The 15,663-nt window shown below is 69.6% G+C and carries 11 protein-coding genes; 6 read left to right on the top strand and 5 right to left on the bottom strand.

Annotated features, from left to right (window positions below):
• The 5 genes from ACZ3II_RS42590 to ACZ3II_RS42570 all read right to left on the bottom strand — a co-directional run.
• On the bottom strand, positions 1-1,322 hold a 1,322-nt coding region (locus tag ACZ3II_RS42590; protein ID WP_465526425.1), incomplete at its 3' end, for a phosphoketolase family protein.
• Between the two features lie 217 nt (positions 1,323-1,539).
• A complete protein-coding gene (narI, locus tag ACZ3II_RS42585; protein WP_465526423.1) occupies positions 1,540-2,295 on the bottom strand; it encodes a respiratory nitrate reductase subunit gamma in 756 nt (251 codons plus the stop codon).
• The gene (narJ, locus tag ACZ3II_RS42580) at positions 2,292-2,915 is read right to left on the bottom strand and encodes a nitrate reductase molybdenum cofactor assembly chaperone (protein ID WP_465526421.1); all 624 of its coding nucleotides are present in this window, start codon (positions 2,913-2,915) and stop codon (positions 2,292-2,294) included. Before narJ ends, narI begins: the two co-directional genes overlap by 4 nt.
• Positions 2,912-4,588, bottom strand: a complete 1,677-nt coding sequence (narH, locus tag ACZ3II_RS42575) for a nitrate reductase subunit beta (RefSeq protein ID WP_465526419.1) — start codon at positions 4,586-4,588, stop codon at positions 2,912-2,914. The genes narJ and narH overlap by 4 nt, the downstream gene beginning before the upstream one ends.
• Complete coding sequence (locus tag ACZ3II_RS42570; RefSeq protein WP_465526417.1) at positions 4,588-8,229, bottom strand: nitrate reductase subunit alpha; 3,642 nt, start codon at positions 8,227-8,229, stop codon at positions 4,588-4,590. Before ACZ3II_RS42570 ends, narH begins: the two co-directional genes overlap by 1 nt.
• Positions 8,230-8,648: 419 nt before the next feature.
• Between ACZ3II_RS42570 and ACZ3II_RS42565 the strand changes: the two genes are divergently transcribed.
• The 6 genes from ACZ3II_RS42565 (at position 8,649) to ACZ3II_RS42540 (ending at position 15,608) form a co-directional block, all read left to right on the top strand.
• Positions 8,649-9,881, top strand: a complete 1,233-nt coding sequence (locus tag ACZ3II_RS42565) for an MFS transporter (RefSeq protein WP_465526415.1) — start codon at positions 8,649-8,651, stop codon at positions 9,879-9,881.
• Positions 9,874-10,350 carry a hemerythrin domain-containing protein gene (locus ACZ3II_RS42560; RefSeq protein ID WP_465526413.1) on the top strand — a complete coding sequence of 159 codons (477 nt, stop codon included), beginning with the start codon at positions 9,874-9,876 and terminating at the stop codon, positions 10,348-10,350. Before ACZ3II_RS42565 ends, ACZ3II_RS42560 begins: the two co-directional genes overlap by 8 nt.
• Before the next feature lie 336 nt (positions 10,351-10,686).
• A complete protein-coding gene (locus ACZ3II_RS42555; protein WP_465526411.1) occupies positions 10,687-13,413 on the top strand; it encodes a hypothetical protein in 2,727 nt (908 codons plus the stop codon).
• A 369-nt stretch (positions 13,414-13,782) separates the two neighbouring features.
• Entirely contained in the window at positions 13,783-14,436 is a 654-nt protein-coding gene (locus tag ACZ3II_RS42550; protein ID WP_465526409.1) for a CBS domain-containing protein, read from the top strand.
• A gap of 59 nt (positions 14,437-14,495) precedes the next feature.
• Positions 14,496-14,984 (top strand): Crp/Fnr family transcriptional regulator, encoded by a 489-nt coding sequence (locus ACZ3II_RS42545; RefSeq protein ID WP_465526407.1) that lies wholly within the window; start codon positions 14,496-14,498, stop codon positions 14,982-14,984.
• A 438-nt stretch (positions 14,985-15,422) separates the two neighbouring features.
• The gene (locus tag ACZ3II_RS42540; protein ID WP_465526405.1) at positions 15,423-15,608 is read left to right on the top strand and encodes a hypothetical protein; all 186 of its coding nucleotides are present in this window, start codon (positions 15,423-15,425) and stop codon (positions 15,606-15,608) included.
• The last annotated feature ends 55 nt before the right edge of the window (positions 15,609-15,663 follow it).

Raw genomic sequence — 15,663 nt, 5'->3', positions numbered from 1 at the left:
CAGAACAGCCGGAACCGGTCGGGGTTGCGGCTGTAGATGTCGCGCATCATCTCGCCCAGCTTGCGGGTGGACTCGGCACGGCCCTGCGCCGGGCGCTGCACGTCGATCGCGTAGTCGCGGAAGTCGGGGATGTCGAGGTCACGGGTGAGCAGGCCGCCGTTGGCGTGCGGGGTGGCGCTCATCCGCAGGTCACCGGCGGGGTTGATCGACCGGACCTGGTCGACCGGGGCGCCGGTGGCGTCGAAGAGCTCCTCCGGACGGTACGACCGCAGCCACTTCTCCAGCTCACGCAGGTGGTCCTCGTTGCCCTTGACCCCCGACAGCGGCACCTGGTGCGAGCGCCACGTGCCGGTCACGGTGATCCCGTCGATCTTGTCGGGGCCGGTCCAGCCCTTCGGGGTTCGCATGACGATCAACGGCCAGTGCGGGCGCTTGCCATCCCAACTGCCGTTGCGAGCCGCAGTCTGGATGGCCTTGATCTTGCCCCACGCTTCGGCGAGGACTGCGGCGAACCGGTGGTGCATACCGGGCACGTCGTCACCCTCGACTTCGAGGACCTCATAACCGTGGCCTTCGAGCAGCTTGCGTACCTCGGCCGGGTCCTTGCGGGCCAGCACCGTCGGGCCGGCGATCTTCGCGCCGTTGAGGTGCAGGATCGGCAGGACCGCGCCGTCGTGCTCCGGGTTGATGAAGGAGACGCCCTTCCAGGAGCCCTCGAGCGGGCCGGTCTCGGCCTCGCCGTCGCCGACCACCGCGATCGCGAGCAGGTCCGGGTTGTCCATGACCGCGCCGAACGCGTGCACCAGCGCATAGCCGAGCTCGCCACCCTCGTGGATGGAGCCGGGCGTGGTCACGCTGACGTGGCTGGGGATGCCGCCGGGGCTGGAGAACTGGCGGAACAGCGTGAGCAGGCCGCCCTCGTCCAGGCTGACCTTCGGGTACACCTCGGAGTAGGTGCCCTCCAGGTATCCGGCGGCGACCAGGGCGGGGCCGCCGTGACCGGGACCGGCCAGGTAGATGGCCTGCTGGTTGGTGTGCTTGATCAGCCGGGACATGTGGGCGTAGATGAACGACAGGCCGGGACTGGTGCCCCAGTGGCCGAGCAGGCGCGGCTTGATGTGCTCGGATGTCAGCGGCTCACGCAGCAGCGGGTTGCCCTGCAGATAGATCTGACCGATGGTCAGATAGTTGTTGGCCCGCCACCAGGCGTCGAGGCCGGCGACCTCGGCGTCGTCCGGAGCTGCGAGCTTCTGAACGAGTTCATCGTGTTCGAGTGGGGCGGTCCGATTCTCCGAAACGGCGGTCACAGAGAGTCCTCTCATCGCGATGTCACCTTGATCGAATGCTATTGAGGCACCCGGCGGTCCGCAGCGAAAGAAGGATTACCCCCTGCCGCCGGCCGAGCTTGTGCGCAGGTCGTCCGGGCGGTGACGCCCCACGCGCTCCCGGGTGTTGCCTGAACTTCAGAGAGGCGGCTCAGCGTCACAGGAAGTCACCAGGAGTGCGGTGTTGGGCGTGCCGACGTCTCTGGCCGACTGCTCAACGGCCGCTGGATCGCCTGCTGGGAGCAGCGGGCCGGTCCCAGCCCGGCCGGGTCGGCCGCAGTCCGGGCCGCGGGTCACGGTAGCGGTAAACCACGTACGGACGGGTGAGGTAGCCGATGGGGGCGCTGAACGCGTGGACGAGGCGAGTGAAGGGCCAGAACGCGAACAGTGCGAACGCCGCGATCACGTGGATCTTGAAGCTGTTGGGGACGGCCGTCATCAGTGCGGCGTCGGGCTGGAGGTAGAACAGTGACCGTAGCCACGGCGAGACGGTCTCGCGGTAGTCGTAACCGCCGCCGGCGATGTTGGCCTTCACGGTTGCCCACAGGCCGAGCCCGATCACGGCGGCGAGGACGACGTACATGGCCTTGTCGTTCTTGGTGGTGGCGGCGAACACCGGGCCGGTGAGGCGGCGGCGGGCGATGAGCAGCGCCATGCCTATCAGGGTGCACAGTCCGGCAACGGTGCCGACGAAGACCGCCATCAGGTGGTAGGCGTGTTCGGTGATGCCGGCGGCCTCGGTCCACGATTTCGGGATGAGCAGGCCGCCGATGTGGCCGATCAGTACGAACAGGACCCCGAAGTGGAACATCGGGCTGGCCCAGCGCAGCAGGGTGGTCTCGTACAGCTGGGAGGAACGGGTGGTCCAGCCGAACTTGTCGTAACGGTAGCGCCAGATGGTGCCGCCGATCAGGACCGCGATCGACAGGTACGGGTAGACCACCCAGAGCAGGATGTCGGTGGTGTTCATCTGCGTCCCCCGCTGATGGTGGAGAGTCCGAAAGGTTCGAGGCCGACCTGTTCGACGGGCGGTCCGTTGCGGGCCAGCCGGGCGGCCGCCGCCAGGTCGTCCGGCGCCGGCGGCGGGAGCATCGCCAGGACCGCGTCGACGGCGTGCCGGTACACCGCGTTGTCGCGTTGCAGGGAGGCGGTGAGCAGGTCCAGGCCGATCCGGTTGTCGTGCAGCAGTCGCCAGCCACTGTCGTGTTCGGCGGCGAGATCCAGGACGGCGGGCAGGTAATCGGGTAGCTCTCCGTCGACGATCTCCAGGCCGGCCGCCTTGAACACGGCGGCGAAGTCGGCGAGGGCCTCACCGCGTTTACGGGTGTCGCCGCACGTGTAGTAGGTCAGGTGCAGGCAGCAGCGCCGGCGGAAGTCGAACAGATCCACGTATGCGGTCCGGAGCGCGCCGATCTCTGTATCGGTGTGGTGCCGGGCTACGACGGTGAGCGGCTCGGCGACCGAGGCGGGCAGTCCGGGCAGCGCGCCGAGGATCAGTGGCAGGGCGGCGTGGACGCTGTCGTCCGGGTAACGCAGCAGCAGAGACGCGGCGCGGGCAGCGGCCGGCCGCCATCCGGGCGTGGCCCTCACGGCGTGTTCTCCTGATCGCTGTCGGTGCGTCGGGGCGGGAACAGGCCCTCCGGACGGCCGTTGCCGTCCCAGTTGAGCAGGTTGACCCGCCGCGGCTCGTCACCGGCGTCGGTGAACCCGTCGGAGGTCTGCCGACTGCGCAGCATGTGGAACGTCTCCACCTGGACCGGGACGGGTGTGCCGGACGCCTCCCCGAACGGGCCGGTCTGGTACATGCCGGGCCCGCCCTCGTACTCCAGGGAGCACTCGGAACCGACGGCTTCCAGGCGGTGGGCGTCCTCGGCGTGGGCGGCCGGGATGACGTACCGCTGCTCGTACTTGGCGATCGCGAGCAGCCGGTACATGTCGTTCATCTCGTCCGGCGCCATGCCCACGGCGGCCGGGATGGAGTCGTCGGGTTTCTCGCCGAGGTTGATGCGCCGCTGGTAGGAGCGCATGGCGGCGAGCCGGTTCAGGGTTGCCCGGACCGGCTCCGGGTCGCCCGCGGTGAACAGCCCGGCCAGGTAGTCGATCGGGATGCGCAGCGCGTCCACGGCGCCGAACAGGTTGTGCGGGTCCTCGCCGTCGTGGCCGGTCTCGCGCAGCACGTCCACGACGGGGGACAGCGGTGGGATGTACCAGACCATCGGCATGGTGCGGTACTCCGGATGCAGCGGGAGCGCCACCTCGTACTTCATGATCAGGTCCCAGACCGGCGACCGTTTCGCCGCGTCGATCCAGTCTGCTGGGATCCCGGCGCGTTCGGCCGCGGCGGCCACGGCGGGATCGTTCGGATCGAGGAACACCGAGCGCTGTGCGTCGTACAGGTCGTGTTCGTTCTTGACCGCGGCGGCCTTGGCGACCTTGTCGGCGTCGTAGAGCATCAGGCCGATGTAGCGCAACCGGCCCACACAGGTCTCGGAGCAGATGGTCGGCTGTCCGATCTCGATGCGAGGAAAGCAGAAGGTGCACTTCTCGGCCTTGCCGGTGCGATGGTTGAAATAGATCTTCTTGTACGGGCACCCGGTCACACACATCCGCCAGCCCCGGCACCGGTCCTGGTCGACGAGCACGATCCCGTCCTCGGCCCGCTTGTAGATCGCGCCGGAGGGGCACGACGCGGCGCACGCTGGGTTGAGGCAGTGCTCGCAGATGCGCGGCAGGAAGAACAGGAACGCCTTCTCGTAGTCCTGGCGTACCTGATCCGACACCTTCTGCAGGATCGGGTCGGCCACCAGGACCTCGTTACCACCGCCCAGCGAGTCGTCCCAGTTCGCCGACCACGTGACCTTCGTGTCCTGGCCGGTCAACAGGGACTTCGGCCGGGCCACCGGTAGGTCCTCGCCGGCGGGTGCGGTGAGCAGGTGCTCGTAGTCGTACGTCCACGGCTCGTAGTAGTCCTGCATCGACGGCAGCTTCGGGTTGGCGAAGATGGTGAACATCTTCTTGATCCGGCCGCCGGAACGGGGCTTGAGCCGGCCGGTGGCGGTACGGACCCAGCCGCCCTGCCACTTCTCCTGATCCTGGTACGTGCGCGGGTAGCCCTGTCCGGGCCGCGATTCGACGTTGTTGAACCAGACGTACTCGACGCCGGAGCGGTTGGTCCACGCCTGCTTGCAGGTCACCGAGCAGGTGTGGCAGCCGATGCACTTGTCCAGGTTCATCACCATGGCGACCTGTGCCATCACGCGCATCAGTACTCCACCTCCTGCGAACGGCGGCGGATCACGGTGACCTCGTCGCGCTGGTTACCGGTCGGGCCGAGATAGTTGAAGGCGAACGACAGCTGGGCGTACCCGCCGATGATGTGGGTGGGTTTGACCAGCAACCGGGTCAGCGAGTTGTGGATGCCGCCGCGCCGGCCGTTGACCTCGGCCTTCGGCACGTCGATGACACGCTCTTGAGCGTGGTAGAAGTACACGGTGCCTTCGGGCATCTTGTGCGACACGATGGCCCGGCAGACCACCACACCGTTACGGTTGACCGCCTCGATCCAGTCGTTGTCCGCCACTTTGATCTTCGCCGCGTCGGCCTCGCTCATCCACATCGTCGGCCCGCCGCGCGACAACGTCAGCATGATCAGGTTGTCCTGGTACTCCGAGTGGATGGACCACTTCGAGTGCGGCGTCAGGTACCGCACGGTGATCTCCAGCTCGCCGTTGCGGCCCAGCTGCGGCTCACCGAACAGGCGATGCATGTTCAGCGGCGGCCGGAAGATCGGCAGCGTCTCCCCGGCCTCGTGCATCCAGTCGTGCGCGACGTAGAAATGCTGCCGGCCAGTGAGTGTGTGCCAGGGTTTCAGCCGTTCGACGTTGATGGTGAACGGTGAGTAGCGGCGCCCGCCGGTCTCGCTGCCGGACCACTCCGGGCTGGTGATCACCGGGACCGGCCGGGCCTGGCAGTCGGCGAAGGTGATCTGCTTGCCCTCGTGTTCGGCCGACAGGTCGGCGAGCTTCACCCCGGTCCGTTTCTCCACGTCGTGGAAGCCCTCAGTGGCGACCCGGCCGTTGGTGGTGCCGGACAGCGCCAGGATCGCCTCGCACGCGTGCACATCTTTCGTCAGTGCGGGCCGGCCGTCGGCGACTCCGCCGCGGACGGCGCCGTTCTTGTGCCGCAGATAGTCGATCTCCGGGTTGACGTCGACCGAGTAGCCCTTGACGGTCGTGCCGAGCTTGTCGAGCAACGGCCCGAGCGCGGCGAGCTTGTCGGCGACCGCGCCGTAGTCGCGTTCCACCACCACGATCTTCGGCATCGTCTTACCCGGCACCGGGATCTCGCCGGTGGTCTTCCAGTCGCGGACCCGGCCGTGCGGGGTGGCCATGGCGTCCGGCGTGTCGTGCAGTAGCGGGGCCGCCACCAGGTCTTTCCGTACCCCGAGGTGGGTCTTGGCCATTGCGGAGAATGCCTTGGCGAGGCCGTGGAAGATGTCGAAGTCGGTACGGGTCTGCCACGGCGGGCTGATCGCCGGAGTGAACGCGTGGATGAACGGGTGCATGTCCGTGGTGTTCAGATCGTGTTTCTCGTACCAGGTGGCGGCCGGTAGCACCACGTCCGACAGCAGCGTCGTCGAGGTCATCCGGAAGTCCAGACTGACCATCATGTCCAGCTTGCCCTCCGGCGCCTGCTCGGTCCACTTCACGTCCTTGGGCCGGTGTTCCGGCCCGGCGTCGGTGGCGCGCAGGTTCGAGCGAGTGCCGAGCAGGTGTTTCAGGAAGTACTCGTTGCCCTTCGCTGACGATCCGAGGATGTTGGCCCGCCAGGCGGTGAACACCCGGGGCCAGTTCCTCTCGTCGTCCGGGTCGGTGCAGGCGAATCCCAGCCGGCCGTCGTGCAGGGCTTGCGCGACGTGCTCGCCGGGGTTGGCGCCGGCTTCGTCGGCCAGGTCGAGGGGGTTGCGGTCGAAGGTCGGCATGGACGGCATCCAGCCGAGCCGCGCCGATTGGGCCAGCAGGTCCATGGTGTGCTTGCCGGCGAACGCGCCGTTGCCGGTCGGTGAGGAGACCGTGTCGGCGGAGTAGGTGTCGTAGCGCCACTGGTCGGTGTGGGTGTACCAGTACGCGGTGCCGATCATCTGCCGGGGCGGGCGGACCCAGTCGAGGGCGAAGGCGAGTTGCTGCCAGCCGGTGACCGGCCGGCATTTCTCCTGGCCGACGTAGTGCGCCCATCCGCCGCCGTTCACCCCCTGACATCCGGTCAGCGTCACCAGCGCGAGGATGCCGCGGTACGTGGCATCGCCGTGGAACCACTGGTTGACGCCCGCGCCGAGCAGGATCATCGACCGGCCGCCGGAGCGTTCGGCGTTGTCGGCGAACTCCCGCGCCACCCGGGCCACCTGCGCCGCGGGGACGCCGGTGATCGGCTCCTGCCACGCCGGGGTGTAGGGGACGGCCGGGTCGTCGTAGCCGGACGGCCATTGCCCCGGCAGCCCGTCACGGGACACTCCGTACTGCGCGAGCAGCAGGTCGAAGACCGTGGTCACCAGCTTCCCGCCCACCGTGCGGGTCGGCACACCACGACGCAGCACACCGGGCTCATCGGTGTCGAAGCGCGGCAGCTCCACCTCGGCCGTCGCCCCGGTCTCCAGGCATGTCAGCACTGGTTCCAGGTCGCCGAGGTCGAGGTTCCACTCGCCGGGCTCACCGAAGCGGTGGCCGAGGCTGCCGCGCGGGACCGCCGGCGCAGCGGTGACCGAGTCCCACAGCACCGTCTTGAACGCCGACTCCCCGCCGAGATCCTCCTCGGTGAGGAACCGGTCCGGCCGATACGCCCCGTCCGCCCCCGGCTCCAGGGTGATCAGGAACGGTAGGTCGGTGTACTGGCGCACGTAGTCGACGAACCGGGGCGTACGCCGGTCGACGAAGAACTCCTTGAGGATCACATGACCCATCGCCATCGCCAGAGCGCCGTCGGTGCCCGGCTGGGCCGGCATCCACTCGTCGGCGAACTTCACGTTGTCCGCGAAGTCCGGGCTCACCACGACGACCTTCTGTCCCCGGTAGCGGGCCTCGGCCATCCAGTGCGCGTCCGGGGTGCGGGTCACCGGCACGTTGGAGCCCCACATCATCAGATAGGAGGCGTCCCACCAGTCGCCGGACTCCGGCACGTCGGTCTGATCCCCGAACACCTGTGGGGAGGCCACCGGCAGGTCCGCGTACCAGTCGTAGAACGACAGCATGGTGCCGCCGATCAGGCTCATGAACCGGGCGCCGACGGCGTGCGACACCATGCTCATGGCCGGGATCGGCGAGAAACCGGCGATCCGGTCCGGCCCGTACTCCTTGATCGCGTGCACGTGCGCGGCCGCGACCATCTCGAGGGCCTCGTCCCAGGAGACGCGGACCAGGCCGCCCTGGCCACGGGCCTGCTGATAGGTGCGCCGCCGGATCGGGTCGGTCTGGATGTCCGACCACGCAGCGACCGGGTCACCGAGACGTTTCTTCGCCTCCCGGAACATCTCGACCAGGACCCCGCGGGCGTATGGATATCGCACGCGCGTCGGCGAGTAGGTGTACCAGGAGAACGCCGCACCACGCGGGCAACCCCGCGGCTCGTACTCCGGCTTGTCCGGGCCGGTGCTGGGATAGTCGGTCTGCTGCTGCTCCCAGGTGATGATGCCGTCGCGGACGTACACCTTCCACGAGCACGACCCGGTGCAGTTGACGCCGTGAGTGGACCGGACCACCTTGTCGTACGACCAGCGATCCCGGTAGAAGGCGTCCGCCTCCCGACCACCGATCTGATACAGCGAACGCCGGTCGGGGGAGACCTCGGCCCGCCGGAGCAGACCTCCGACTCCCAGCAGTGCCCGTTCGGCCGCGCTTACGGTTTCCGTCACGCCTCACCCCCGGCTCAGATGACCTTGTCGACAACATTCGTCCCGACTGGCCCGGGCCGCAACCCGATCACGGCTTTTCGCGCGAATGCCGACGAGGGCGAGGCCTCGGTTTCGGAATCCATCGGATGATCTGGCCTGGTGGGGACGTGGGCTTCTTGCCAGCGGCGAGGACATCGCGGCCGCTGACCTGCAGAATGTGTACGAGGCTGCCCGCCCCTCCCCGCCGTGGTGACGTGTGCGGATCAAAGGTCTACATGCATCCCGGCAGCGCGGGTACAAAGTCCCTACTGCGCCAGGCTTGCGGTCAAGGAAGCTGATCTGCAGACCCATAGGTCGCCGCGACGCGGCCTGGGATGTGGCGGCAGCGGCGTACCGAGGATCGCCGGTCGTTTCCCGACCTCGACACATGGAGAGAACCCATGAGCACCTCATCGGCCCGCACGGCCCGAGACCAGGGCGCTGCCGGCAGGCCCGGGTTGATGCTGGCCCTTGCCACGGCCGGGTTCGCGGTCAACTTCTGGGCATGGGCGCTGCTCAGCCCGCTCGCGGTCCGGTTCACCGCAGCCCTCGAACTGACCGCGTTCCAGCAGGCGCTGCTGGTCGCCGTACCGGTGGTGGTCGGCTCGGTCGGCCGGATCCCGGTCGGCGCGCTGACCGACAAGTTCGGCGGCCGGATCATGTTCCCCCTGGTATCGCTCACGACCATCGCCCCAGTGCTCTACCTCGGGTTGTTCGGGCACGACTCGCTTGCCGCGCTGCTGATCGGCGGGTTCTTCCTCGGCATCGGCGGCACCGCCTTCGCCGTCGGCGTCCCGTTCGTCAACGCCTGGTTCCCGCCGCACCGGCGGGGCTTCGCGGTCGGAGTGTTCGGCGCCGGCATGGGCGGCACCGCGATCAGCGCGCTGACCACGGTCAAACTCGTCGACGCGGGCACCACCAGCACCCCGTTCCTGATCACCGCCGGTGTCCTCGCCGCCTATGCGGGGCTCGCGTGGGCGCTGCTGCGCGACGCCCCGAACCGGCCGGTGCCGACCGCACCACTGGCTCAGCGGCTTGCGGCGACCATGCGCCTGAGGATCACCTGGCAGGCATCGGCCCTGTACGCCGTCGCCTTCGGTGGCTACGTCGCGTTCTCCGTCTACCTGCCCGCCTACCTGAAGACCGCCTACGGGCTGACCCAGGCCGACGCCGCGAACCGGATGGCCGGGTTCGTGCTGCTCGCGGTGATCATGCGGCCCGTCGGTGGCTGGCTGTCGGACAAGGTCGCGCCGAGCCGGGTACTGGCCGCATCCCTTCTCGTGGTCATCGCCGGGGCAGTCGTGCAGTCCTTCACTCCCGGCCTCGCACCGATCGGCACGATCGCGTTCCTGGCCATGGCGGCTGCCCTCGGTGCCGGCAGCGGCGCCACGTTCGCTCTGGTCGCGCAGGTCGCCCCGGCCAATCAGGTCGGCTCGGTCACCGGTGTCGTCGGTGCGGCCGGTGGCCTCGGCGGGTTCGTGCCGCCCCTGGTGATGGGCACGATCTACGGCCAGTTCCAGTCGTACGCTCTCGGCCTCGCCCTGCTCGCCGTCGTCGCCCTGGCCGCGCTGCTACTGGACATTCTGTCGGTCGGCCGGGACCGCAGCAGCGGCGGCAAGATCGCTCATGTGTGAGTACTGCGGCTGCCAGGAGGTCGCCGCGATCGGCGAGCTCACCCGGGAACACGATGAGGTCGTCGGCCTGATGGCGCACGTGCGAGCCGCTCATACGGCCGGGGACGTGGCCGCGATGGCCGAGCTGGCCCGGCGTATCAGCGAGATCCTCCGCCCGCACACCGAGGTGGAGGAGGAGGGACTGTTCCCTCTGCTGGCCCCGGACTTTCCCGATCAGGTGGCGGTTCTCCGTGCCGAACACCGCCAGGTCGAGGCCGTCCTCGGTGCGGCCGCCACCGGCGTGCCGACCGACCCGGACTGGCCGCGAGCGCTGCTGGCGGTATTGCAGGACCTGCGGGTGCACATCCTCAAGGAACAGGACGGTGTATTTCCGGCCGCCTTGACCAGTTTCGATGCGACTGATTGGGAGGCCGTCGACGCCGTTCGTGCCCGCGTCGGCGGCGTACTACCGGGCCGGGTGCAGCGTTAGCCAACAATCCCCTACACCGGTCAGCCTGCCACAGGTCCGGGCCGAACACCTCGTACGGGATGTCGCGTACCGACACCCGCGTTGCAACAGACTGGACCGGATCACCTGCAGGAATGCGATCGGCCCGCACAGGTGGTACACGGCGTCGTCCGGCAGATCCACGCCGGTCAGGTCCATCATGCCGGCATGGGTGCCAGCGACGGGTAGTTCGCTGCTGGAGCCGTCCTCGTACCGGACTTGCAGCGCCGACCCGACCTACCCTGCGAAGCCCCGAATCGATCTTCGAAGCTAACTGTCGTACCCACCGGCTACGGTCGGCGTCATGGTCGGCATGGGGTGGGTGACGGTGTGAGCCTGGAGTGGGAGACGGTCGAGGAGCTCGGCCTGCGGAAAGCATTCGGCAAGCTCGCCGACGTGTTCGTCGCCGCCGGCGAGCAGCAGCGGCTCGCTTTCGCCGACCAGGTGCAGGACCGGATTTTGGCCCGTCCGAACGGGTTGTCGTTCGACCGCGACCCGGCGCCCCTGCACGTGTTCGCCACTCTCGCCTGCATGCCGTCCACCGCCCGCGTCGTCGCCCTGCTGACCCGGCCACAGCTGCGCACCGCGTGGAACTCCGCCGTCCACGACCCCGAACCTTTGCTGCGGGTCATCCGGGCCCGCGCGCTGCCGTGGCTGGGCGAGCTCGCCGTCCGGCTCACCGAGCGCCTGCCGGCCTCCGGCGGCGGCTGGTGGCTGACCTCGGCCCTGCTGCTGGAGGCCGGTGCGGTGCCGCCGGTCACCGAAGGTGTCGTGCGGGGCTGGCTCCGGGAGCTGCTGCGGCCCCGCGGCTTCGGGCGGCGCCCGCCGCTGGCGACCCGGTTGCGTGACGACCCGTGGCTGGACCTGCTGCTGCCCGCCGTCTTCGAGATCGACGGCCTGGGTGACGCGGTGGCCCAGCAGTCCTGGGACGCGACCGCCGACCGTGACGATCCCCGGCCGGTCCTGCCGCTGGTGGTGGCCGAGCTGGTCGCCGAGGGCCGCCTCGACCGGCGCCGGATCCTGGCCGCCACCGTCGACAGGCTCGCCCGCGGCGACCGGGCGGCGGCCCTGAGGCCCTTCGTGGTGCAGTTCGACACCCTCGCACCCACCGTCGACAAACTGGCCGGTTTCCTGCCCGAGCTCACCCGGATCCTCGCCGAGGCCCCGCCGGCGGTCGCCGGTGTCGCGCAGCGGGCCCTGCTCGCCGTCGACGCCGCCGGCCGGCTCGACCTCGACACGCTGCTCGAGGCGAGCGGGGGCGCCCTGCGCCGCCCGGAGAAAGCCCTCGTGAAAGCGCAACTGACCTGGCTGGGCAAGGTGGCCGTCCGCGAGGCGGGCCGGGCCGGTGAGGTGCTCGAGACGGCCGCCGCCGCGTTCGAACACCCGGCCCTCGACATCCAGGACCGGGCCCTGGCGACGATCGCACGCCACCGCACCCGCCTCGACACCGCCACCACCGCCCGGCTCACCCAGGCCGCCACCGTGCTCACCGGCGATGTCGCCGCCCGAGCGGCAGCACTGTTCGGGGCTGTGCCGGCCGCCACCCCCTCACCCGTCCCGGCCCCGTCGTCGCTGCCCGTCGTCCGGCCGCCGGCCGGGATGCCTTCACCGCCACCGCCGGCCCTGTTCCCGCCGTCGATCACCGACGTCGCCGAACTCGCCGAGGAGATCGTCGCGATCGTGCACCACGAGTCGGCGGTGCGCTGGGAACGGGTGCTCGCCGCTCTGGTGGGTCTCGGTGCCACCGTCGCCCGCGACGACCTGGCCGCGGTCCTCGACCCGGTACTGAGACGATGCTCGGCACAGCTGTGGGTCGGCCCGCTGCGCCACCAGGCGCCGGCCGGTTTCCTCGGCGAGGTGATCCATGCCGTCCTGCGGCCCGGCCGGCCCGGCCCCGGCTGGGCACGGATGACCGAGGCCGTCCGCGCGGCCTGGGACGGCGGGCACGTCCCCGCGCACACACCGGTGCTGCCGACCGGCCCGGACGGTGTGCTGCCGTTGCGCGTCTGCGAGATCGCGATGAACGTCGCGGCCGCACCGGTCCCGATGCTGGTGTCCACCCCGACCCACGTCGACGGCAACCTCGACGCCGAGACGCTGTTCGACCGGCTGTGCCGCGCCGAAGCCGACGGCTGGCAGCCCTGGCCGCTGGACCTGGAACAGGCGCTGCTGCGCACGCCCCGGACCGTCGCCGGCGACCTGGCGGCCCGGGCGGCGAGGCTGACCAGCCCCGCCGGCCACCGGTTCGCCGCTTGGATCACCGCCGGCGGACTGCCCGATCCGATCAGCACCCGCTGGGAACAACGCTCCGGGCCGACGTTCCGGCTCTCCGCCACGTCACCGTTCGCGCCACGCCGGGTGCTGGCCAACCTCGCTCCCACCGGCATACGCGACCTACGCCTCGAACCCCGGCTCGTCACCCTGACCCACCCACCGGAGCCGGACTGGTTCGCCCGCGAACCCACCCTCGCCGCCGATCTGCGCACCATGGTGCTGCCCCACCACCGTGAAGTGATCGCGGCGTGGGGACTACCCCGGATCGCGGCCCTCGCCGACCTCGACAATCGCGGGGAAGCCGGCCTGCTCCCGCTGCTCGGCACCATCGGCGGCCCACCCGGCCCGGCGATGTCGCTCGCCGTCGCCTACGGGCTGGGAGCCCGCCACGACACCGACCGGGTCGCCGCCGTGGACGCGTTCCTGACCCTGGCCGCCGGCCCGGCCCCGTTCGCGGCCCGGCTCGGCGCCGACCTCGGCGACCTGTGCGGCGACGGCACCGTCAAACTGACCCGGGTGGTGCCCGGCCTGGGCGACGCCCACGCCGCGGGCGCGTCCGCCGCGGTGTGGGAACTACTGACGGCAGCCGTTCCGGTCCTCCTCGCACCGGCACCACGCGGGCTGCCGGATCTGCTCATGCTCGCCGCACAGGTCGCCGCGGCAGTCGGCGCACGACAGCAGATTCCCGGGCTGGCCGAGGTCGCCCACCGTGGTGGTGGCACCCGGCTGGTACGCGAGGCGAAACGCCTCCAGGACGCCCTCCACTGCTGACCCGCTGACGCTCGCCGCGACCGCCCAGCGCAGAGGCCGTGCTCCTGCGCAGCCGGACATGAACAGCACCTTCAGGCCGGTGCGCCGACTGTTGCAAACGGCTGTGGAGACATCGAACACCAACAGGGCTGCGGCTGCGCCACCCGTAAACGCACGCCTCGCGCGGCGGCGTCGGATTGCACGGTACGGCCCGGCGCCGAACAGCCATCGCATCAGATCGGCGATCCGCGGGGCGTCACACGGTGTGAGCCGCGGGCCGAAAGGCCTGCTGCGATGGTCTGCCGGTCCTGTCCGGCCAGGTCCCCGGGATTTACCGTGAAGGTAACGAGGAGGTCCGAAATGATGCGGGTATGGACTGTCGATGACGTGATGACCACCGCGGTCGTGACCGTTGGCCAGTCGGCTTCGTACCGTGAGGTCGTCGACCTGCTGATCGGCCGCCGGATCAGCGCGGTCCCCGTCGTGGACGAAGATTTGCGCGTGGCCGGGCTCGTGTCCGAGGCCGATCTGCTCCGTAAGATCGAGTATGCGGGTGATGAGAGGCCCCGGATGTTCGAGGGCCGCCGGCGGCGTACCGAGCGGGCGAAGGCGACGGTCGGGACCGCTGCGGACCTGATGAGTGCGCCACCCGTGGTGGCACTGTCCGGTATGTCGATCGCGGCCGCGGCACGTTTGATGAACGCCGAGCACGTCAAGCGTCTGCCCGTCATCGACGACCTGGGGCGTCTGGTCGGCGTGGTCGCGCGCAGCGACCTGCTGAAGGCGCATCTGCGTCCCGACGACGAGATCCGCGACGACGTGCTCTCGGGCATGCTGGCGGCCTACTTCGGTCACGGGGTCGACGATGTCGACGTGCAGGTCAGCGGTGGCGTCGTCACCCTCACCGGCCGCGTCGACCAGGCGTCGACCGCGGACGCGGCCGATCACGTCACCCGGCAGGTGCCCGGCGTGGTGTCGGTCGTCAACGCGATCACCTGGGTGTGGGATGACCGTCAGCCGACGGCCGCCTTCGGTATCGCCTGAACACCACCGGATACCGAACCCGCGCCATCACGCGGCTTCGCCCGACAGAGAGGGATGCCATGCCTTCGTTGAGTGTCTTCGGCCAGTTGGCGATGCACGACTTCGCCGCTGACCTGCCGACCGCATGGCTGCACCGGTGGGCCCTGCACGGTCGGCCGGTCTTCCACGCCGGCCAGGTCCGGCTGTTCCGCGCCGGCGACGCGGCGAACAAGTTCTGGCTGATCAACTCCGGCGTGGTCGCCCTGGACTTCGCGGTGCCGGGCCGCGGTGACATCGTCGTCGAACGCCTGCGGCAGGGATCGGTCGCCGGCTGGTCGTGGCTGGTCGCTCCGTACCGGTGGCGGTTCGGGGCGGTGGTCGCGGAGGACATTCACGCCATCGAGTTCGACGCCGCGAAGGTCCGCGACATGATCGCCGGCGATCCGCAAGTCGGTCGGGACCTCAACGCCCGGTTCCTCACCGTACTCGCCGACCGATTGCACGCCGCCCGTGCTCGGCTCGCCGAACTGTACGCCTATCCGGACGTCGAACCGGGCGAGCACCGCTGACCCTGTACGGGCTGGCCGACGGCCTCGCCCATCCGCCTCCGATGAGAAGGGAAGGCTGGCGAGGCCCGCTTCCGGCGCCTGACCGACGGCGCTGTCAGGACCAGCCGGCGCAAACGGGCATGGCGGAACTTGACGCCGAGGGTGCGTAAGCGCCTGCACCGGTTTCAGGAGCTACGGGCCGCATGAGTCATCGAACCCGGTGACTGCCAGTCGGTTCCCGGTGGTTACGGCATCGCGACCTCGTCGCCGCAATGGCGGACGGCCCGGTTACCGCCGGGAACGTTCCCGTATGCCCGGGGGTCGATACCGTCGGGCTGCACCACCGGGGAGCTCCGCAGCATCCTGGCGGATCGGTGGCAGGAGATCGGCTGCCCGGTCAGCGCTCCGGGCGAGCGCGCGGCCGTCTGGAATCCGAAGGTCGTCGCCGCGGCGGAAAAGGTGCTGCTGCGGACCTACGCCGAGTACTTCTTCGCCGATGACCGGACAGGGCAGCTGGTGGATCTGATGCCTGCCGAGGACCCGCCGATCAACACGCTCTATCTGGCGGCCCGGGCCGCGTCCTGGGACGAGTCGCACGTCACACAGGTCCGAAATGAACTGTTATCAGTGGCGAAAAACTGCTGAAGGTTACGTGGATCACGCGTCCGAGGTGCGGGAACGGAAACATGGAATTGATCTG

It is taken from the genome of Actinoplanes sp. NPDC019969, from assembly GCF_055562375.1.
This window is presented reverse-complemented; position numbering and strand designations above follow the sequence as displayed.